14 protein-coding genes are annotated in these 20,808 nt (G+C 45.8%); 5 read left to right on the top strand and 9 right to left on the bottom strand.

Annotated features, from left to right (window positions below; all coding sequences use genetic code 11):
• Nucleotides 1-35: 35 nt before the first annotated feature.
• The gene (ftsY, locus tag CR164_RS05000) at nucleotides 36-980 is read left to right on the top strand and encodes a signal recognition particle-docking protein FtsY (RefSeq protein WP_110022839.1); all 945 of its coding nucleotides are present in this window, start codon (nucleotides 36-38) and stop codon (nucleotides 978-980) included.
• A gap of 104 nt (nucleotides 981-1,084) precedes the next feature.
• Here ftsY and CR164_RS04995 read toward each other — a convergent pair whose 3' ends face one another.
• Nucleotides 1,085-1,699 carry a GIY-YIG nuclease family protein gene (locus CR164_RS04995; RefSeq protein WP_239994464.1) on the bottom strand — a complete coding sequence of 205 codons (615 nt, stop codon included), beginning with the start codon at nucleotides 1,697-1,699 and terminating at the stop codon, nucleotides 1,085-1,087.
• 45 nt (nucleotides 1,700-1,744) lie between these two features.
• On the opposite strand from CR164_RS04995, the gene CR164_RS04990 reads away from it, so the two are divergent.
• Together CR164_RS04990 and CR164_RS04985 are read left to right on the top strand one after the other, a co-directional pair.
• Entirely contained in the window at nucleotides 1,745-2,407 is a 663-nt protein-coding gene (locus CR164_RS04990) for a protein-L-isoaspartate(D-aspartate) O-methyltransferase (RefSeq protein ID WP_110022838.1), read from the top strand.
• A 101-nt stretch (nucleotides 2,408-2,508) separates the two neighbouring features.
• Nucleotides 2,509-4,611 (top strand): peptidylprolyl isomerase, encoded by a 2,103-nt coding sequence (locus tag CR164_RS04985; RefSeq protein ID WP_110022837.1) that lies wholly within the window; start codon nucleotides 2,509-2,511, stop codon nucleotides 4,609-4,611.
• Nucleotides 4,612-4,622: 11 nt separating this feature from the next.
• Here CR164_RS04985 and ptsP read toward each other — a convergent pair whose 3' ends face one another.
• From ptsP to rfaE2, 6 genes are all read right to left on the bottom strand, one after another.
• A complete protein-coding gene (ptsP, locus tag CR164_RS04980) occupies nucleotides 4,623-6,404 on the bottom strand; it encodes a phosphoenolpyruvate--protein phosphotransferase (protein ID WP_110022836.1) in 1,782 nt (593 codons plus the stop codon).
• Between the two features lie 94 nt (nucleotides 6,405-6,498).
• Complete coding sequence (dnaB, locus tag CR164_RS04975; protein WP_110022835.1) at nucleotides 6,499-8,079, bottom strand: replicative DNA helicase; 1,581 nt, start codon at nucleotides 8,077-8,079, stop codon at nucleotides 6,499-6,501.
• Between the two features lie 173 nt (nucleotides 8,080-8,252).
• The gene (locus CR164_RS04970; RefSeq protein WP_110022834.1) at nucleotides 8,253-8,870 is read right to left on the bottom strand and encodes a uracil-DNA glycosylase; all 618 of its coding nucleotides are present in this window, start codon (nucleotides 8,868-8,870) and stop codon (nucleotides 8,253-8,255) included.
• A 79-nt stretch (nucleotides 8,871-8,949) separates the two neighbouring features.
• On the bottom strand, nucleotides 8,950-10,191 hold the full coding sequence (gene coaBC / locus CR164_RS04965; protein ID WP_110022833.1) for a bifunctional phosphopantothenoylcysteine decarboxylase/phosphopantothenate--cysteine ligase CoaBC: 1,242 nt from the start codon (nucleotides 10,189-10,191) through the stop codon (nucleotides 8,950-8,952).
• 110 nt (nucleotides 10,192-10,301) lie between these two features.
• Entirely contained in the window at nucleotides 10,302-14,804 is a 4,503-nt protein-coding gene (locus tag CR164_RS04960; protein ID WP_110022832.1) for a translocation/assembly module TamB domain-containing protein, read from the bottom strand.
• 244 nt (nucleotides 14,805-15,048) lie between these two features.
• The gene (gene rfaE2 / locus CR164_RS04950; protein ID WP_110022830.1) at nucleotides 15,049-15,543 is read right to left on the bottom strand and encodes a D-glycero-beta-D-manno-heptose 1-phosphate adenylyltransferase; all 495 of its coding nucleotides are present in this window, start codon (nucleotides 15,541-15,543) and stop codon (nucleotides 15,049-15,051) included.
• A gap of 115 nt (nucleotides 15,544-15,658) precedes the next feature.
• On the opposite strand from rfaE2, the gene CR164_RS04945 reads away from it, so the two are divergent.
• Nucleotides 15,659-16,573 carry a lysophospholipid acyltransferase family protein gene (locus CR164_RS04945; RefSeq protein ID WP_110022829.1) on the top strand — a complete coding sequence of 305 codons (915 nt, stop codon included), beginning with the start codon at nucleotides 15,659-15,661 and terminating at the stop codon, nucleotides 16,571-16,573.
• 62 nt (nucleotides 16,574-16,635) lie between these two features.
• Nucleotides 16,636-18,552 (top strand): ABC transporter ATP-binding protein, encoded by a 1,917-nt coding sequence (locus tag CR164_RS04940; RefSeq protein ID WP_110022828.1) that lies wholly within the window; start codon nucleotides 16,636-16,638, stop codon nucleotides 18,550-18,552.
• Nucleotides 18,553-18,605: 53 nt separating this feature from the next.
• On the opposite strand, the gene CR164_RS04935 is transcribed toward CR164_RS04940, so the two are convergent.
• Nucleotides 18,606-19,430, bottom strand: a complete 825-nt coding sequence (locus CR164_RS04935) for a glycosyltransferase family protein (RefSeq protein WP_110022827.1) — start codon at nucleotides 19,428-19,430, stop codon at nucleotides 18,606-18,608.
• Between the two features lie 145 nt (nucleotides 19,431-19,575).
• The gene (locus tag CR164_RS04930; protein ID WP_110022826.1) at nucleotides 19,576-20,754 is read right to left on the bottom strand and encodes a glycosyltransferase family 4 protein; all 1,179 of its coding nucleotides are present in this window, start codon (nucleotides 20,752-20,754) and stop codon (nucleotides 19,576-19,578) included.
• Nucleotides 20,755-20,808: the final 54 nt, after the last annotated feature.

Here is a 20,808-nt window from a genome sequence, read left to right as displayed (position 1 = left end):
GTTCTTGTAGATAACATAGACAATTTGTTTTTCATATGGGTTTCTTTGACAAGCTAAAATTATCACGGCTCAAGGAAGGATTGACAAAAACTCGTGAATCCATTCGTGAGAATATATCCAGGATCACCCAGGGAAGGACCGATATTGACGAGGAGTTTCTCGAAGAGCTTGAAAATATACTCATTGCAGCGGATGTAGGGGTCGAAACGACGCTCAGCATAGTTGATCGCATTACCGAAAAAGCGGAGAAGGAAACCTATCATTCTGAAGATGAGCTTAACGGGATGTTGATGCGGGTGATGGAGGAGATGCTGCTGGATACGTCTGAATCGCATCCTGTGGATTTTGATGCAGCCTTACCGGCAAAACCCTATGTAATTCTCATTGTCGGAGTCAACGGTGTAGGTAAAACAACCAGTATTGCAAAACTTGCTCATAACTATAATAAGGCAGGAAAAAGAGTTATCATCGCAGCAGCGGATACGTTTCGTGCGGCAGCGGTACAGCAGCTGCAGATATGGGCTGACAGGGCAGGGGTTCCGATGGTAAGCCAGGGACAAAATGCTGATCCGGCATCTGTTGTTTTTGATGCTGTCAGCTCTGCTGCTGCGAAGGGTGCCGATGTTGTGCTTGTTGATACGGCGGGCCGATTGCATAACAAGGCCCATCTCATGGAGGAACTCGCTAAAATCATGAGAGTGGCAAAAAAGAAAGTTCCGGATGCTCCTCATGAAGTGTTGCTGGTGCTTGACGGTACGACCGGTCAGAATGCTGTTTCGCAAGCCAAAGAATTTACAAAATGTGTCAATGTCACCGGTTTGATCGTTACCAAGCTCGATGGAACGGCAAAAGGCGGGATTGTGCTCTCGATATCCAGGGAGCTTGGGTTACCGGTAAAATATATCGGCGTTGGGGAAAAGATCGATGACCTTCAGATATTCGATCGAGGAAAATTTGTGGGAGCGTTGCTTGGGAAGTGAAGAATAATGCTGATGTTTATTGAAGTAGTGTTTTATAAGGTTCGAACCGGTGATTCAATGGTGTCGCAGGATTACATGGATGCCCCATCGGGTGGGGCGTGGCTTTACTCGATGACGGATGAGTGTTCTTTCAGCTCTTGCAAGTATGACGTTACTTTCTGCTCGAAAGCGCAGATACAGGTCTCGGGGTTTCTGACTCCGAGAAGGTGAGTGCCTCTTGTGGTGTCTCCCGCACCAAGCTTTGGTGCGATGATGAACGTTTCGTCAAGTGACTCTGCAAAATCGGAGACAGTGCTTTCCAGTCTGAGAGGAGAACGGATGATAGAGATGTTGATGATCTGGGCGTATCTGTTGTCGAGCAGGTAGTCGATGTGCCAATGAAGTTTTTTACCGGTAGGTGGTTGTAAATTAGATGTGGCAAGGTTGTTGTTCTTGAAAAAACGGATCATCTGACTCCTTATTTTATGAGGAGGTTTGCCGCTGGAACGGGAAGCGTGACGGACAAGGCGCCTTGCCAGTGGCATGGATGCCGGGTCGTTGCCAAGAGCGGAACCTACGTAGAGATAGAAGCCTGGGTCGAGAGGGATCTTTCTGCCTCCAAGAAATCTGCCGAAGCTGAGGTTCAGTTTCTTTGAAAGGAGTATGAAAAGTGCATAAGTCCCCTGTCGGGGACTGTCCCCGAAACATGTTATCGGCATGGTTGAAAAGATGAGGTTCATGATATTCGGGAAACTACATGTTTTTGAACTACCGGAAAAGAACTCATGGCTGAAGAACAGGATGCTCGTACCTATAAAAAGCGCCGTTGCGAGATGGTCGAGCAGTTGAGGCGCTATGGAATAAACAACTCCCGGGTTCTGGATGCTTTTCTCTCAGTCGAACGACATCTTTTTTTCGATCTGAAAGATCGGGATTATGCATACGACGACTGTGCCTTTCCAATCGGTTGCGGTCAGACCATTTCACAGCCTTTTACCGTGGCATATATGACTTCGATGCTGGTAGAGCGCTGTTCGGGGGGGAAAGTGCTTGAGATTGGTACAGGATCGGGGTACCAGGCAGCGATTCTCGATTGTATAGGATATTCCGTATATACTGTCGAGCGGATACCGGAGCTTTTCGAGCGGTCATCCGGGATATTCAGTCTGCTCGGTCTGAATATTCGACAACGCCTTGGCGATGGTACTCTTGGCTGGAGTGATCATGCTCCGTACAATGGGATCATTGTAACCGCCGGTGCTCCTGAACCACCGCATACGCTTCTGGCGCAGCTTGCTGGTGGAGGAGTTATGGTCATTCCCGTCGGAAACAGTGCAGGGCAAAGAATGACGGTGATGACTTGCAGAGGAGGCACATTCGGCCGTGAGGAGTTTCACACATTTGTCTTTGTTCCTCTGGTTGGTAAAGAGGGTTGGAGAGATGGATAGTTCGTCAGCCGGCAGTGGAGAGCTGCCGGGATTTCACTTGAATGCTTTGCGTATAGTTGGCAAAACAAAATAAAACTGAATAACCAGAAAATCGTTGTGACATGGGAGTTATAACAGGGATAAGGGAGAAGCTGCATTTTGTTCTTTACGCGTTAGTGGCAGCATTTATTGCCCTTATTGTGTTTGAATGGGGGATGAATTTTAACGGTTTTTCCGGAGGAGGAGCTCTGGCGGGCAAGGTTAATGGAAAACCGATCGAATATCGGCATTATGAAAGAGTGTATGAGAGTCTTGTTGATAATTTCAGGAGTCAGGCATTGCAGGCAGAGCTTACCGATGCTGTCGAAAGAGAGCTGCGCCAAAGGGCCTGGGATATTGTTGTCAACCAGATCATTCTCGAAGAGCAATTGGAGAAATACAATATTCGTGTCAGCGATGAAGAAGTCGTTGCAGCAGTCGAGAGTGACAACCCTCCGATGGTTATCGTTCAGAATTTTTTCGATCAGGAAACCGGTTCAATCGATCGCGAAAAACTTGAAAAAGCAAGGATGGCACCGGAAAACAAAGAGATCTGGATAAGGATCGAAGATATTATCAGGGGAGAGTTGGTGGAAAAGAAACTCCAGCAAACCCTCAATAGAATGGTGCGGGTTTCCGATGCAGAACTCGAGGCTGTTGTTGATCGGGAGTTGGGCTCATTTTCGGCATCTTTCATCCCAGTTCCCTATAGCATGGCCGGTAATGACACGCTTTTTACGGTTACCGATAAGGAGGTTGAAGACTATTACAATGAAAATCGGGAAATGTTTCGCCAGGAACCAACAAGAGCCCTGGATTATGCTGTTTTTTCAGCAGTTCCCTCGAGTCGTGACAGTATGTCAGTCAAAAACGAACTCGAATCGCTTGCTGTGAATTTTGCTGAAGCCGATGACGACAGTGCATTTGTGAATCTTCAAAGTGACCGATCCGATGCGTTTGACAAAAGGTATTCCCGAGCGGATTTTTCGGTAGAAGCTGGGGATTATGTCTTTGATGAAAGCCGTCTCGAAGCAGGTGGGATAATCGGTCCGGTTGCAGATCGTAACGCTTACCGACTGATAAAGGTTAAGGATGTTTCCAATGGTGAGCCTGTTGCCAGAGCCTCGCATATTCTGATTCCTTTCGAGGAGGGAGATGCTACGGGTGAAGCTGCAGCTCGCGAAACCGCTGCCGTGATACTGCAGGATATACGTGCAGGGAAAAGATTTGCCGATCTTGCCGAACAGTATTCACAAGATGAAGGTTCGTCATCTCAGGGCGGGGATCTCGGTTGGTTTGCCAGAAATACCATGGTGCCCGAGTTTGATGAAGCAGTTTTTGGTGCAACTACGGGCTCTCTTATCGGACCTGTTGAAACCAGGTATGGCCTCCACATTATCAGTGTTACCGGTAGAGATACGAAAACAATTACCTGTTCTGAAATTGTCAGGAACATCAGGCCTTCGGACGCTACTCTTGAAAATGCACGGCGCAAGGCTGCGGAATTCCAGATAGAGGCGGAAGAGAACGGTTTTGATCGGGCTGCCGAGACGCTCGGGATTGACCAGCATACAACCGGCTATGTTACAAAAACAGATATGATTCCGGAGATAGGTTATAATAACACCATTACAAGATTTGCATTCACTTCTTCAAAGGGGGCTGTTTCGGATGTCATTCAGACTGATTCCGGCTTTCTGGTTATGCAGGTTTCAGGAAACAATGATTCAGGATATAGAAAACTGGATGAGGAACTGCAGGGCGTCATTCGTTCCGAGCTATTGACAAGAAAAAAAGGTGAAGCTCTCGATCAAAAGCTTTCCGCTTTACTCGAAGAAAAAAACGGTAACCTCGATGCTGTTGCCGGAGCTCTTGATGGTGTATCGGTTGTCACAGCTGAGAATATTCGTTTCAATGAACAAGAGATTCCCGGTTATGGCAGGGATATCCGGTTGATGGAAGCCATAATCGGTATGGAACCAGGAAGTGTGTCGAAACCTGTAGCGATTTCCGACGGGAGAGCATTGATTCTGCTTCATAAAAAGACCTATGAAAAGAATGATCTGGAGTCCAGGAAAAACATGCTGCGCGCCATGCTCGAGCAGGTAAAGGAAGAGCGGTTTGTACAAGATTATTTTGCTGCTGAACGCCGTGCTGCAACCATCGAAGATCTGCGAGGGTTTTAGTGGAGCAGTGTTTATTTGTCACCTGTTTCTTCTGCCTGCGTAACCGTAAGGTTAGCCTGGAATTTTTTCAGTCTGTCTTTTATTTTCGATGCTGTTGGCAAGCTGAGGCAATCTTTGACGAGTTCTCTCGTTTCATCGACGGTAAAACGACGGGCCAATGCTTTTAACTGAGGAATATCGGCACTTACGACGCTGAACTCTTTCAAGCCGCACCCAACCAGGAACGGCAGTGCAAGGGGGTCCGAGCCCATGTCGCCGCAGAGTGATACACGACAGTTATTGCTGCATGCGGTAGTGATAATCCTGTGCAACTGCCGAAGTATTGCCGGATGAAATTTATCGAAAAGATCCTGAACGATTTCGTTGTTTCTGTCTACGGCTAGTGTGTATTGTGTCAGGTCGTTTGTGCCTATGCTGATAAAATCGACGGCTTTGGTGATTTCATCGATGATTTCTACCGCTGCAGGTATTTCAATCATGGCACCGAGTTCGGGTTTCGTGAAACGGATCTCGGATTTATCAAGCTCTGTGACATGTTTTTCGAGTGTGTCCCGTATAGCCATGATTTCGTCAAGTGAAGAGATCATGGGTAGTAGAATCTGTATGTTTTCCGATCCGTTGGCTTTTAAAATGGCTCGGAGCTGAGCGTCAAGGATTTCCGGTACGTCTATCAATATTCGTATGCCTCTCCAGCCAAGGTTCGGGTTGGGTTCGCTGATCGGGGAGTAGATCAGTTTATCCCCCCCAATGTCAAACAGGCGTATGACAAGCGGTTCAGGGTTAAGGGCTTCGGCCATTTCCCTGTAGTATTCGGTTTGTTCTGTTTCCCTTGGCGGTTTGGTGTTATCGATAAAGAGGTTTTCGCTTCTGAAAAGTCCCACCCCTTCAGCACCGGCAGAACGTATGGATGGGATTTCCTCCTTGACGTCGATATTTGAATAAAAATGTAACCTTATGCCACATTTCGTTACAGCAGGAGCGTTTGCAAGTTTGCTGGCAACAGCTTCTATTTTCGATTCTTCTGTCATTTTATCCATATAATTTCTGACAGTGCCCTCATCAGGGTAAGCGATCGCTGTTCCATCACCACCATTGATAACAAGAGGGGTTCCCATAGATATCTTTTGGGTGAAATTGCTGAGTCCGACGATGATCGGGATATTCAGTGATTTACAGATAAGAGAAATGTGGGATGTTATGCCTCCTGTTTCGGTGACGAATCCTTTGACGTTGTTTCTGCTGAACAAAATGATATCGGCAGGAGAAAGGCAAGTAGAGACTATGATCATGCCTTCGGGTATCTTCGATTGCAGTTTTTGGTTGTGAAGGTTTCTGATAATCCGGTTTTTAATGTCGACAAGATCCTGGGCCCTTTCCTGAAACAGCAATTCAGATGATTTTTTGAAATGCTCAAGGTAATTATCAAACTCTTCGTCAATGACCAATTGTGCCGGTTTCTTCTCATCACGGATTCGCCTGATAATACTTTCTATCAATACCTGATCGTGAAGCAACATGATCTGTGCCCGAAAAAGATCTGAATATGCCTGCCCAAGTTTTTGTGTTGTGACCCGTTCGATTTTTTCCAGTTCTTTTTCTGATCGCTGCAGCGCCTCAAGAAACTTTTCTATTTCATGTTCTAATTTTTCCGGTTCCAGTTTGTCATAAGAGTTCTCAATCTCTTTGTGAACAAAAAGATAGGCAGGTCCGATAGCAATGCCTTTCGAGGCTCCGATACCGTGAAATACATGTTCTTGCGACTGATTGTCCGGGAGGTGTTGTTGGTCGTTCATAACACAATGACTTTACTATAGCCCGTTTTTTATTCTTGCCAAAGCCCACCGAAATGCAGGCTTACTGGCTTTGGCTTGTTGATGTTCAATGTACTCAGAACGGTGCATCGTCAGGTGCAATAAATGTGTCTGGCGACGAGCCTTCTGAGCCTGGTGGAGATGGCGGTTCCGGCAACGGAGGCTGTAGTTGTGGAGGCGGCGGTTTCGTCGTGTTCTCCGGCCCATTGGAGGTCGCTTCTCCATAATTGTCCATGCTGTAAACGTTTGCTGTGGAAAGAAAGCGGCCGTAGTTTTTCAGGAACCGGAGTCGAATGTCTCCAATCGGACCATTTCTCTGCTTGCCAATGATAATTTCGATGATATCTTTCGTTGATGTACCATCGTCGAAGGTGCTTTTGCCATACATTTCCGGTCGGGATAAAAACATGACCACATCTGCATCCTGTTCTATGGAGCCCGATTCTCTGAGGTCACTTAACTGAGGGCGTCTGTCCCCTGAACGCTGTTCAACCGAGCGGTTAAGCTGGGCAAGTGAGATGATCGGAATGTTAAGCTCCTTGGCAAGAGCTTTAAGAGATCGTGAAATCTGGGCTATTTCCTGTTCACGATTTGATTTACCATCCCGGACAGGAGTAACCAGCTGAAGATAATCGACGACAACCATACCGATGTTGTGTTCCTGCTTCATCCTTCTGGCTTTTGCCATAAGCTCCATGATCGAGATGCCAGGTGTATCGTCGATAAAGAGTTTGGAGTCGGCAAGGGCGTCCATACTGTTGATGATCTTGCCCATCATTTCAGGGGTTATTCTACCTGTTCTGACTGCCTGCGATTCAACATAGGCTTCAGCGCACATGAGCCTTACGGCAAGCTGAATTTCAGCCATTTCAAGGCTGAAGAACAATACTGGGGTGTCGAAATCAACTGCAGCATTTCTGGCAAGGGCCAGGGAAAATGCTGTTTTGCCAGCAGAGGGGCGTGCGGCTATGATGATAAGATCCGATGGCTGGAAGCCTGCGGTCAGATCATCGAGTTCTGAAAAACCAGATGACGTTCCGGTTACCGAAGTCTGTGATGAACTTAGGGACTCGAGCATCCTTGTTGCGTTTTTCAGCAATTCCTTGATATTCGAGGCTTTTTTCTTTATGCCGGCCTGGGATATGCTGAAGAACTGCTGTGATGCAAGTTCAACGAGATCGAAAACATCTATGGTGGAGCTGTACGATGCACTGGATATATGAGATGAAATAGAGATAAGTTTCCGGTAAAGGTATTTTTCCTTGGCAAGTTTGGCGTAATACTCGATGTTTGCGGAACTGACAACCTTGTTGGTGAGCTCTGCGAGGTATTGTCGGCCACCGACGTTTGCAAGTTCGTTCATGCGGGATAGTTCCTCGCTGACGGTAATGATGTCTATGGCCTGTCGTTTCTGATAGAGTGAAAGCATCGCCTTGTAAATAAGTTGATGACGCTGCTCGTAAAACACCTTTTCTCCACTTTCACCGAAAATCTGAATGACCTGTTCGATAGGTTCTCCTTCAAGCAGAATACAGGCCAATACTTCCTGCTCTATTTCTGTAGAGTAAGGGGGGATCCTGCTTTCCTGCGAAAAATCGATATCCTTGCTCAGGTCAAGCCGAGGTTTGTTATGTTTTCTGGCCGTTGCTTGCTTCATGGTACTACGTGATAACCTTGTCAACAATCGTCAGTAAGTATCAGTAATCTTCTCTATATTCGATCAATAAACTGTTCTGCTCGCCAATTTCCTTCTGCAAGCAGCCAAACAAGGAACATCGGCACTACATGTTCAATTTTTCAATTTAACTTTTAATATAACATCGAACCTGTTCAACACATGTTATCATAATGACTCCGAAGCATCTTTACGTCTTCCCAGCAGTGGCGTTTCCAGTTCGGATTGCGTAAAAGAGCGGCCGGATGATATGTTACGATGACATCGTAACCGTTCCATCGAAGAATCCTGCCCCTGAGGTTTGCCATAGACTGTTTGTTATCCAGTACCGTGTTTGCCGCTACCCTTCCCAAGAGCAATAGAACTTTTGGTTTAATCAACTGCAACTGAATTTTCAGCCAAGGCATGCAACTCTGGATTTCATCAAGGTTCGGGTTGCGATTTTCTGGAGGACGACACTTGATGATATTGCAAATAAACACATCTTCTCTCGAAAAACCGATCGCTTCGAGTATTTTGTCCAGAAGTTTTCCAGAGCGTCCTACGAAAGGCCGTCCCTGTGCATCTTCTTCGGCTCCGGGGGCTTCTCCTATGACTACAATTTGAGCCTTAGGGTTTCCTTCTCCAAATACAAAATTGTTGCGGGTTTCGGCAAGGCGGCATTTGGTACAGTCTTTTGACTGTTCGTAAAGGTCGTTTAAGTCCCGGAATCGAGCTGCAGATTCCTTTTGTGCGTTAATGGAGCTATCATCTTCAAAGAGAGATCCCTGCATGATTGGCGTATAGAAAAGGTTTCTGTTTATGGTCAATGCTTGATAGCTGGATAGCCAGCAAACTTAACCGGCGTTTTTGTTACTTGTCGCTGTTTATGAGTTCTTCGACGATATCGAGCATTCGTTCAGCAGCTTCGTGTTTACCGAGTAACGGCAGTTCGTAGACGTTCATATGCTTGTCTATCAGTGTCAAAATATTGGTGTCGACTTCGAAACCTGATGTTTTGCCGTCAAACGTGTTGTAAGCAACCAGGTCCAGTTGCTTCTGCTCCAATTTTTCCTTAGCGTTATCGAGGTTTCCTGCGGTTTCAAGAGAAAAGCCGATTGCGATTTGGTGCTTTTTTTTCTGTTTTGAGAAACCAGCAAGAATATCAGGGTTTCTGACAAGATTAATTTCCATGGTTTTGCTGTTTTTTTTGAGCTTGCCGGTAACATAATTTGCGGGCCTGTAGTCTGCTACTGCAGCAGCTCCTATAAAAATATCACAGGACTGATAGTGTTCTTTTACAGCAAGGTCCATTTCTTCGGTGCTTTCTATATCCAGCCGGTCAACACCTTCTGGGGTCGGCAAGTGAACCGGGCCGGTGACCAACGTTACCTTCGCTCCTCTCTTTGCTGCAGATGTGGCAAGAGCAAATCCCATTTTTCCCGAGGAATAGTTGGAGATAAAACGTACATCATCGATTTTTTCTCTTGTTGGTCCCGCAGTTATGACAATGGATTTTTCCTGAAGTTTCGAGAGACGGGGTGTTGCTTCAACAGTTGTTTCAGTTGTTTCAATAATTTTTACGATTGCTTCGGGTTCAGGCATTCTTCCTGTTCCGCATTGGCCTGATGCAAGTTCACCGCTCTCAGGGTTGATGACTGTGCAGCCATTCCTCGAGAGCCAGGCAAGGTTTCTCTGAACCGATGCTGATGTGAACATTTCGCCATCCATTGCGGGAAAAATAAGTTTCGGTTTGTTCGGACGAAGTGTGATAAAAGAAGCTGATAGCATATCATCACATATGCCTGCACTGAGTTTTGCAATAGTGTTTGCAGTAGCAGGTGCAATGACATACATGTCAGCCCACTCTCCCATTGAAATGTGTTTTGTCCAGTCTTCTTCTGTTGAAAAACTATCAGGGAAAATATCGGTGTATACCGGTTCCTGTGACAAGGTTGACAGAGTAAGTTCAGTTACGAATCTGGTGGCTGCCTGTGTAGCCAGAACCCGAACGTTTGCTCCCTGTTTTTTCAGGAGCCGGATAAGTGCTGGTATTTTGTAGGCGGCAATGCCGGCGCAGATTCCCAGTAGAATGTTTTTGTTTTTTAGGTTCATGTATGTTTTATCATCATATATTAAACCGTTAACAGGGCATATGGCACATTGTTACAGACAATGTACACGAATCATCGTAAAATGCTTGTATCGTTCGGTTAAACCGAATATTATTTTTCCTTTCCGGTGCCAAGTACCCTGTCCCAAAACTGTTCCCAGTTATAGAACCGTTCTCTGTACGAAAGACTCACCCCATAGGTTTCCTGGGGTTCAAGGAGATTCGTTGTTGTAACATCGTTACCAAAAAGGCCGTATGAGCGGTAGGCCTCAAAGAAAAGTTTGGGAGTGACACGGTATTCAAGTTGCTGGCTGTTGCCATAATAGTCGAAAAGAGCGGTTTTGCCTATGTCGGGACTGCTTCCGGTTCCTATGAACCGTACTTTTCCTCCGGTTCCCGGAACAAGGAACGCCAATGAAAATTCAAGACCGCTGAGAGATCCCTGATCGTCGAGACCGACATTCACACTAAAGCTCTCGAAACCTGCGAAATCTTCGACAAACCGGGAGATCTGTGATGAAAGCAAACCGGTTCCGGCAGAAAGCCCCACACTAGAGAACGGTACGCTGCCGAGGCTACCCTGACTGCCAGGGCGGGCATACCACTGTTTGGTTAGCAGAAGTGAAACTACATTGAGTTCAGCGTTCGGATCGATTTTGCTGCTTTGGTTGCCAATCATGTTTTCAGAAGAATATGGCTGTGAATCATCGTTAAGATAGTAGCCCATTTGGACATCAGGATTATTCAGCGTTCCCTGAATTGCCAGCAGAAGACGAACGTTATCGCTTTCGCCTGTTTGTGCGTTCGATGCGTTGACGAATTTTCTTCCAAAAAGATTTTCCATGACGCCATCTCTTATATCGACGTTGTTCCAGGCAATTCTGCCGCCATCTTCAAGGTCGAAATTGCTGTTGGAAAATCTGTACTTACCCGAAGAGATGTTGACAGAGCCAAATAAACGATAGCTTTGCTGGTTTTTGTTGACGATAAGCGAAAAGTTCTGCAACGTGGTCTCAAGCTGTTCGCTTCGTGTTCTGTCAAATATCATGTTGTATTTCAGCGGAGCGCCACTTTGCAGCTTGAGGTTTTGAATCTGAATGATATCGATGAGAGTGTAATAAAATTCAGGAGTTTCCAGCTCTGACGGGTCTTCGGCATCTGCAGGGTCGACAGACTCGGGGTGACGAGGAACGAATGTTACGAAACGTTCTACTCCGATGTATTTTGCGCTTTCATTGGAACCTGTTCTGTACAGTGTGAAATTGGCGTCGGTAATCAGCAGGTTGCCGGTAAGAATCGGTTGGGAAACCTCGCCATAGAAGCGAACCTTGTCGGATGTGCCGGTAATGGTGCCGAAAGAGGTTTCATCTTTTTTGTCCTGCTTGTTAAACAGTAAAAGATTTTCAAACGATGCGACAAAGTCGATCGTTGTTGCTTCAAGGTTTTCAATGCCGACCGATCCGCTGATTCTCCCGGTTCCCCCAACGGCATCTTGGATGGTGATTTTCCTGAAATCGGCTTTCTGAGGGGTAATGACGATTGATCCGGACAGGCGGTAGACCGTTTCAGTCGGGGTTACGGTTATTTCCGTATCCATGAGTTCCGCGCTGAAATAAATGTCCGGCTTGGGTGTTGCGCCTTTTACCGTGAGTTTAGCCGGAATGGTGCCTTCTGCAGTATCGAAGAACGGTAATAGCAGTTCAAGAATTTCTGCGGATAAGTGATCGGAAGAACACGATGCAGAAACAGGTTGGTTTTCTGGAATGGAATATTCCAGAGGGAACCAGTTGATTCTAAGGGGGATCGACGCGTTGCCCTCGAGATCGTTGAGCGGTTCGGGTGACATGCGCCCGGTTGTAAATTCAGCGTTCAGTCGTTGACCTTTGTGAGATGCCTGGAGGTTGATGCTGCCTATGATCACATCATCATAGGCGAGGTTTTGTCCGGTAAGTTTCAGCGTGGCTGTTTTTGCATTAGAGCTGCCACTGATACGCAGTGAGGATGATATCGAGCCCTGGAGTGTGGCTTCAGGAAAGAAAATCTGAAGTTCCTCCAAGTCAAGGTTTTCAATACTGCATTCGAAGAGGCCGGTTAACTCATTACTGAGCAAACCGTTGCAGGTGATTGCCTGTTCTCTGTTGCGTGCCTTCAGCTCATAAAGACGGGAGTAGTTGCGTCCGATATCGAGCTTTGCTCCCTTGTTGGCGGTCCACCCATTTCCACCAGGGTCTGTTACTGAGAAATCGTTAAGTGTCACATTGTAAAGGTTGCCGTTACGGGTAGCCGCTATATCTGCTGACAATAAGCGCTGGATGTCAGGAACTCCCAGTTCAAGACGGGTTCTTACTCCAGAGTTGCCGTAATCAGCTTTCAATGAAAGCTGTTCGATGTTGTGCCAACCTGTTTGCAGGATGGACGCTTTTGCCTCGACGGATGTGCGGATAAAGCCGGTATCGTTGTACTCCGCAGCTATCGTTATCGTCGTGTTGTCTACCGAGAAAGCAGTTTCGTGGCCTAACTTTTCAATATTGATCGAAGATGTGAAATGGAGGTTGTCGTTGCTTCTGTATGATTTTCCCGAGGCCTTGCCTGAAAGTTCATACTTTTCGAGAGGGAAAAAAACAGCCAGCGGAGAAATGTCTCGAACCGTAAGCGTATAGTCGGCTGAAAAATCTTTTTCAATGCTCTCAGCGGCGGGATCCGGGAGAGTTGTGCTCCAAATGTTGTTTTTCGCGATTTCCCGAGTTGCCGAAAGAGTTGTAAGGTTTATACCGGCAAGGAACTCTCTGAACGTATATTGGCCTTCAGCGCTGAAGTCGAGAAAGTCGCTTTTGAGGTTAACTCTTGATATGGGCGATTTCTGTGTGATTTGGAACGTTAGTTCTGAACCATTCCGAAATTTGTAATCGTTAACTGTCGACTCGTTGAAGAGGATCGAGATGTTTCCGTTGAGTTTTTCAGGATCAAAATGTTCCCCTCGGAGACGAGCTGAAAAGGTGAGATTCGAGCGCACCTTTTCAGAACTGAGAATTTTTGAGAGATCAATATTAGCGGCGGATCCATTGCCTTCATAAAAGGGGACCTCGCTGCTCCAGTCGATTTTTCCATTCAGCGAAACATTTGTATTGCCTTCGCTAATGCTGCATCCGGTTGTTAGAACATTATTCTTATAGGTCAGGACAATGTTTCCCTCGGTTAGCTCCTGCTGTTGCCAATACGAATCCTGAAAGTCGATCGAAACTGCTGCCTCGAGGGGTTGTGGAGAGAGGCCGCTTCCGGAAAAAGTTCCTGTACAGGTTATACCGCTCGCGGTGGTTGTATCCTCGACCAGGAATCTATGAAAATCGAAATTCTGAAAAGCGAACTCTCCATTGTAGCTTGCGGGAGTGTTTTCAGTGATTTCTGTTTGCAAAGAAACGCGAGCATCGCCGGCCTCTGTGCCGATGGAAAGTTCGGTATACAATTCATTCATGTTACCCTGGCCGTAACCGGACACTTCAAGATCACCTGCCGGTTTGACAAGGGATTTCAGTGTGGTATCAGTGATAGCTGCTTGCAGGAAACCTCTGGAAATTCTCGAACTGTCAGTCTCGAGTCTGAACCCGAGAAACTCCGGTTGATTGAGATTGAGTAATTCTCCTTTCAGCTTTAGGGTCGAGTTTTTATGCGACAAAACTGCGTTATCGATATCTATTTTTCTGAGCCGGCCTTCCGCATTACCGGAAATTCTGTAAAGCCCTGAAGGAAGAGGATTTTCCGGTAGAAACAGTTCAAGGTCATCGGTATGTACCGCAGCGGAGACTACTGAAAGCATCGCTAGACTGTTTGCGTGTTGCTCGGCGTGCTCGGAAGAAAAAATATCGAACTCATAGAGTCCCATTGACAGCACTGCATCGCTTTTGGAGGTTTTAGCCTTCAGATCCAGAATTTCAACACGTTTGTTGGTAAAGGAAAGTTTTGCAGAACCCTCTCGCAGCTGGAAGTTGGACTGAGGAACGTAAAACTGGATTTCGCGCACGATTCCACTGATGTTTTGATGGGAGTAGCGGAATCTTTTACCTCGAAAATTGATGTTTTCTATATCCAGACGATCCGGTTCTTTGCCTTTATTCTTGAAATCGAGGTATTCAGCCGAACAGTTGTAAATTTCAAGGTTATCGCATTGAAAGCGTTCAAGTGTCGGGGTTTCGGTTACTGCCGCTTTTCTGGGAGCAAAAATATCCTCGATATTCGTTTTCCCGTCGGAATAACGTTCCAGATGAAAAAAAAGTGAATCTGCTTTCAATGAGTGTAGCGTGATCGATGAAGTGCTTGACAGTAATCGGAGAACATTCAGATTTACTATGAGCTTTTCAGCCGAAATATCCGGTTTGTCAACGTTTTTGCGGTATAGTTCCGGTTTATGCAGAGTGATTTTTGATGGAAACAGCAGGTCGATTTTTTCTATCCTGAGTTTTCCTTGAAATTCGCCATTGAAATAATCAATGACTCTTTGCTTTACGAGTTGATCCAGTGAGCCGCTGTTAAGTACAACGGCAAGAATGATCGCAAGGGCTAGAACCAGTGCAGATACACCGATGGCAAAGCCGAGAATATATTGTTTAACCTTGTCCAAATGTTTACAGTCTCTACTTTTTCATTATTGTCATTTTCCAAGAGAGCAGTTCGTCAGCATACAATCCAATCGTAAGGTTTCCTTACAGTTTTGCCGTACTCGAAGCAGTGCCTGTCCTGATATATCACGAACATTGGTCTTCGCTGTCAGGTTGTCAAAGTACTCGATTGATTTCAGGAGAGAATAGCCTCGAGTGGCTTCCTGGTAGTTCGGCTTTTCAACAGCTTGAAAAACCCTGCTGAGGTCACTTTTTCCCGCAATAGATCTCAATGATACGTTCGATAATCGAGGTTGTTGATCTGCCCTCCAGAAATTCAATTGTTTTTACCTCTCCACCATGTTCGAGTACGGTTTTTGCTCCGACAATCTTGTCAATCGGCCAGTCGGCTCCTTTTATCAAAATATCCGGCAAGAGTCTTTCTATAATCCGGGCTGGCGTATCCTCGTCAAAAACTACCGTGGCATCAACGGCTTCAAGTCCTGCCAGAACCGTGCATCGGTCTGTTTCGGACGCTATTGGACGGTTCTCGCCTTTCAGTCGTTTTACCGATGCATCACTGTTAACCCCTACAATAAGAATATCTCCTGTAGCCTTTGCTTTTTCAAGGTACTGTACATGACCTGCATGCAGAATGTCGAAACAGCCGTTGGTGAAGACAACCTTTTTTCCTTGCTGTTTCCATTCCCTGACGAGCCGCTCGGCATTGCAGGGTGCAAGGAGCTTTACTTTTGATGACATGATTTTGCGAAGAAATGATTACAATCCGTATGTAATAGATATGAATTATTCAGATTTTTTTAATAGAGGTTTGAATTATTCCTCCTTTTGGCTACAGACGAACAGTTGTTTTTTTATGGTTTCCTTGCAAAAAAAGTGGAGGCGCTTTGGGCAACAAGTTATTTACCGGCTCTTTCTTTTGCTCGGCTTTCTGGTCAGGCGCATAAACCGTTACCAGTTTGAGCGTTTGGCTTGGGCTATGGGGGATTTTGTCTACTATGTTCTCAGATCACGGAGAAGGCTGGTTACAACGAATCTCACCATTGCTTTTCCGGAAAAAGACGGTCGTGAGGTTGATGGTATCGCCCGTCGGGTTTATCGTAATCAGGCGGTTAATCTCCTGGAGGTTTTACGGTTGCCTTTGATTAAAGGGCGTGAAGATGCTGATGAGCTTATCGATCTTTATCTCGATGATTTTCTTGCCAAAACGAGAAATGAGGGAAAAGGGGGAATACTGGTTTCGGGACATTTCGGCAATTGGGAACTTGCCGGAGTATGTATCGGTTTGCTTGTGACTCCGATTGCCGTTGTGGCAAAAAAACTGAGAAACCGTTTAGTGAACAGCGAGATAGAGCGTTTGCGGTGTCTCTACGGCAATAGCGTTATTTATAAAAAGCAGGCTCTCAGAGATGGCTTGAAACTTCTCAGAGAAGGGGGGGTTTTGACTGTTCTGGGAGATCAGTCCGATCCGAAAGGGGGGTTTTTTATGGATTTTCTCGAAAGGGAAACCTCGGTATATCTCGGTCCGGCTTTTCTCGCTCTCAGGGCAAATGTTCCTATGTTCGCTCTCATGTGCCGTCGGCAAGAAAATGGAAAATATGTGCTCGAAGCCGAAGAGATCGATACTTCGGATCTTTCATTTTCCAGAGATGGCATAGAAGAGCTTACCAGAAGGTATACAAGGGCTCTTGAAAAGTACATTTACCGTTACCCCGAAGAGTGGTTTTGGGTACATAACCGATGGAAGAGAAGTTACATTGACAAAAAATAGTTATAGTATTGTACTTTGACCCGTTGCTGGTTGACAGAAACGATAGAGGGTGATTACAAAACATGAATATTTTGATTGTAAGGGTATTACGATACCTGGCGCCTTCCCGATGGAAGATTGTGCTTGTTGTTTTCATGAGTATGCTGACATCTCTTTTCGGGGTGGTATCCATATATTCGGTTCTTCCATTGCTCAATGCCATTTTTACAGCTGATAAAACAGTTGTAACACCGGCTGTTTCGGGAGAAACCGCAGTTATGGACAATACTGCCGACAATGGGGCTCAGCTTCACGGTCAAAAAACAGAAGACGCTTCTCTTATCGATACAGAGAAGTTTCAGGAGCAGTTGACCAATACCTTTCAGCGGATTTTTCATGCCGAAACGAAACAGCGAACGCTACTGAACATATGTCTTTTTCTGATGGCGGCATTTGCCCTTAAAAACTTGTTTCTCTACATCAACAAACAGATCATTTATCGTGTTCAAACCAAGGCGACGAAAGATTTAAGAGACGATGTATTCCACTCGATCATCGAAATGCATCTGGATTATTTTAACAATCAGCGGGTTGGAGGGTTGATGAACCATGTTTACAACGATGTCCAGAGCGTGCAGGGATCTATCAGCTCGACCTTTATCAACTTCATTCAGAATCCATTTTCAATATTTGTATACGTTGGGGTATTGTTCGTCTTGAGCTGGAAACTGACCCTGTTTGCGTTTGCTGTTTCCATTGTCATTTTTTTCGTTATCAGAATCATCGGGCGCAGGATTAAAAAGCTGTCCAAGGTTTTAAGGCAGAGAATGGGGGATATGAACTCCGTCCTGCAGGAAAAATTCAGCGGCATCAAAGTCATTAAATCAAGTGGCTTCGAAGATGTCGAAATAGGCAGGTTCAAGAGCTTCACCAGCGACTTCCGGCGTTTGAACCTCAGAATATTTCGGCTGAAAAACATCATCGGCCCTCTCAATGAAACGTTGCTGGTAATGGCTGTTGCAATGGTGCTCTGGTTTGGAGGCTTACAGGTGTTCGAGGGGGCTATGACGGCAAATGAGTTGATTGTCTTTGCTTTCAGTCTGTATTCGGCTATGGGGCCTATAAAAATGCTGGGGGAGGCCAATACGAAAATCCAAAGCGGTATGGCTTCGGCCGAGAGGTTGTTCGAGGTTATTGACGCGATGCCGGAAGTTAAAAACGGAACACGTGATATTGCTGGTTTTTCAAAAAGTATCGAGTTCGAAGATGTTTCTTTCAGGTATCGAAAAGACCCAGGTGCTCCGAATGTGCTCGACCATGTGTCTTTTGAGATCAAGAAAGGGGAGATGGTTGCGTTAGTCGGTCAGTCCGGTTCGGGAAAATCTACGGCTGTAGACCTTTTACTGAGGTTTTATGACGTCGATTCTGGTCGTATAACAATCGACGGTATCGATATACGTGAATTTGATTACAAACAGCTACGTAGAATGATTGGGGTGGTCAGTCAGGAAGTCATCCTGTTCAACGACACCATCGAACAGAACATTGCCTACGGCATACGTGGGGAAGCTGTCTGTGAACAGGTAAAATCCGCTGCAGTACGTGCCAACGCAAACGAGTTCATCGAGGAGAAACCGTTAGGGTATGAGACGATTATTGGCGACAGGGGTGTGCAGCTTTCAGGGGGGCAGCGGCAACGGCTTGCTATTGCCCGTGCGATGGTTAAAAATCCGGGGCTTCTTGTTTTCGATGAGGCGACAAGCGCTCTGGATAACGAATCGGAGAAGGTTGTTCAGGACGCTATTGATAATGCCCTTGAGAATCGTACCGCCCTTGTCGTTGCACACAGGTTGTCTACCGTGAAAAACGCCGACCGGATCATCGTGTTGGATAAAGGCCGGATTGCGGAATCAGGTAGCCATGAAGAGCTCTTGAGCAGAAACGGTCTTTACAAGATGTATTACGATATACAGTTTGCAGATCCAGCATTGAAGTCGTGACAATATCTTTTGAGTCGTTGGTGTTGAAATACCAATAGTGATATCCATGGCATTCATTGTGTGGTAAGCGGTTCAAAAAAACGAGTGATGTTTTTTTGAACAAGAGGGCCGCTGCGATACTTTTTATGCTTGTAGTCAAAACCTAATTCTGCGCGTACACGCCTGAAAAAATACTTAAGGTAGGATTTATCAGCGTGGGCCGACCTCAGCTTGAGAATTTCCGATGGATTCAACCTGCTTGGGTGTTTCGGGTTTATATCCAGGCTGCTTCGCTGCATGAATGCTGCGTGAAGGCAGCGAAAATATGATTGTTCCCATTCCAGCGTTTCATATAAACGGTGCCGGGGAGGGTTATCACTTACCTGGTTATTGAACCGCAAAGTTCCCCAGTGTAAACGTTGTGGACAGTCAGTCCAGCTTTCAACCATTGAAAAGTTATAGAGCTTTGTCATCGATCTTGAGGGAGGGGCAAGATACCCTTCAGCAATACCCTTTGTTATGTCGATCGATTTGCAGTTCAGCACGTTGCCGTAGATGCACCAGTATTCACTGAATGAGCCGTCATGAAGAAGTTTTCTCATTTTACTGAGGCCAGCAGGGTCGTAGATTTCATCACCGTCCACACCGAAAACCCAGGTATTCGTCCCTGCGAATTCCTCTATGAACTCGTGTGATTCTTTAGGGTGTGAAACTCTCGCAAGCCTTATTTTATTGTATTTTTCCGCAAGTTCAGAGAGTATCGTAAACGTTCTGTCATGGGAATAATTTTCTGCGATGAAGACTTCATCACAGAACTCAAGAATATTGAGCACGACACTCTCGATGAAAATATCTTCGTCTTTGACGAGGAGAATGCCGATGATTTTTGGATCGGTCATAGAGGCGGTCTTGCGGTGTTACTGTTGACTAAGACTTGCAATACAAGTGTTGTCAAGCTTTTCAGACATTTCGGAACAACTGCTTTTTTACCTGTGATTATGATGAGTTCCAGGATAATTACCGAGTGCTATTCCTGCAATACAATCACTGTGCATGAAGCTGTAGAATTTTTTCTCTCATAATGTCGGCAGTATACGTTTTTTCAATAAACATCCTGCCTGCCTTACCCATTTTTTCGGTGATTGATTTGTCCGTTAACAAAGATATAAGACGTTTGGCGAGGAGCTCCTCCTCGCCTGATGGAACGACATAGCCGGTTTTGCCGTCAATAATTGTCTCCGGCTGGCCGCCGGTATCACTCACGACGACAGGTAATCCGCAAGCCGCCGCTTCTATTGCGGTTCTACCAAATCCTTCTTCCTGGTACATGGGTTCATATACGGCTTTTGACCATAGAACAAAGACGTCGGCAGCCTGATACAAGAGTGGTAATTTATTGTGTTCGACATGGTTTTTGATAATTACATTTTTTTCGAGCCCACTCGATCTAATGGCGTCGAGAACCTTGCTGTATTCCGGTTCACGGGGAGCGGAGACCATGAGAAAGATGAATTCCGGTATTTCTTCTGCAATGGGTTTCAGGGCTCTGATAAGGTCAGGAAATCCTTTGAATGTAACCATGCGTCCAACGGTAAGAAGCACGGGGGTGTTTTCGGGGATTCCTATTTTTGTTCGCAGCTCATTTTTTTGTTTCATGCTCTCTACAGGGCTAAAGAGGTGATGGTCGACATCATTGCCGATAACAACGCTTTTGATAGGAAATTCAGGGAAGTTTTCCCTTACCAGCTTGTCGAGAAAGCTGCTGATCGGGATGAGGATGTCGATGTTTTTCAGAACACGTTTAAACTCTGAGCGTGTTTTGCTCTTCGCTGGATATACAGTTTTTGTTATTTCAGAGCCTCTGGCGGAACAATAAAGAGTGAATGGAAAGATTTTTTTCAAGTAGTGGATCATTGTCGCGTTCCGCCATGTTGCCGCAATGATAGTTATGTTTTGACCGGTGATAAGAAGTGGGAGCAGATGGGGGAGAAGGTACAGCCAACTCATTTTTGTCCAGTTCCGACCGGAAATGTATTTGATCGTTTCAGTGGACTTCAGGTTTAATTGTTTGTGAATTTTTGTCTTACGAGTCATAACGATAGCCCTGCTGCCATTGGCGTTGAGAGCGGTGTGGACATTTTTCGCCCAGTAGCCGATTCCGCCATGAAGCCCGGGTGGAAATTCTGAAACAAGAATAATGAAAAGAGTGCTCGGTGCTTTCATGTGTCAGTACCTAAAGGATTTTTCTCTATTTTGCTCAGGCTTTGACGGTGATGA

Origin of the sequence: Prosthecochloris marina (genome assembly GCF_003182595.1) — a bacterium.
Classification (GTDB): domain Bacteria; phylum Bacteroidota; class Chlorobiia; order Chlorobiales; family Chlorobiaceae; genus Prosthecochloris; species Prosthecochloris marina.
The sequence above is the reverse complement of the archived record's forward strand: the minus strand, read 5'-3'. Positions and strand labels throughout refer to the sequence as shown.

Coding starts and splice junctions, on each gene's coding strand:
- CR164_RS04945 (WP_110022829.1), top strand. CDS start 15,659: ATGGTTTCCTTGCAAAAAAAGTGGAGGCGCTTTGGGCAACAAGTTATT.
- ftsY (WP_110022839.1), top strand. CDS start 36: ATGGGTTTCTTTGACAAGCTAAAATTATCACGGCTCAAGGAAGGATTG.
- CR164_RS04985 (WP_110022837.1), top strand. CDS start 2,509: ATGGGAGTTATAACAGGGATAAGGGAGAAGCTGCATTTTGTTCTTTAC.
- CR164_RS04940 (WP_110022828.1), top strand. CDS start 16,636: ATGAATATTTTGATTGTAAGGGTATTACGATACCTGGCGCCTTCCCGA.
- ptsP (WP_110022836.1), bottom strand. CDS start 6,404: ATGAACGACCAACAACACCTCCCGGACAATCAGTCGCAAGAACATGTA.
- CR164_RS04935 (WP_110022827.1), bottom strand. CDS start 19,430: ATGACCGATCCAAAAATCATCGGCATTCTCCTCGTCAAAGACGAAGAT.
- CR164_RS04990 (WP_110022838.1), top strand. CDS start 1,745: ATGGCTGAAGAACAGGATGCTCGTACCTATAAAAAGCGCCGTTGCGAG.
- CR164_RS04930 (WP_110022826.1), bottom strand. CDS start 20,754: ATGAAAGCACCGAGCACTCTTTTCATTATTCTTGTTTCAGAATTTCCA.
- coaBC (WP_110022833.1), bottom strand. CDS start 10,191: ATGAACCTAAAAAACAAAAACATTCTACTGGGAATCTGCGCCGGCATT.
- rfaE2 (WP_110022830.1), bottom strand. CDS start 15,543: ATGTCATCAAAAGTAAAGCTCCTTGCACCCTGCAATGCCGAGCGGCTC.
- CR164_RS04995 (WP_239994464.1), bottom strand. CDS start 1,699: ATGAACCTCATCTTTTCAACCATGCCGATAACATGTTTCGGGGACAGT.
- dnaB (WP_110022835.1), bottom strand. CDS start 8,079: ATGAAGCAAGCAACGGCCAGAAAACATAACAAACCTCGGCTTGACCTG.
- CR164_RS04970 (WP_110022834.1), bottom strand. CDS start 8,870: ATGCAGGGATCTCTCTTTGAAGATGATAGCTCCATTAACGCACAAAAG.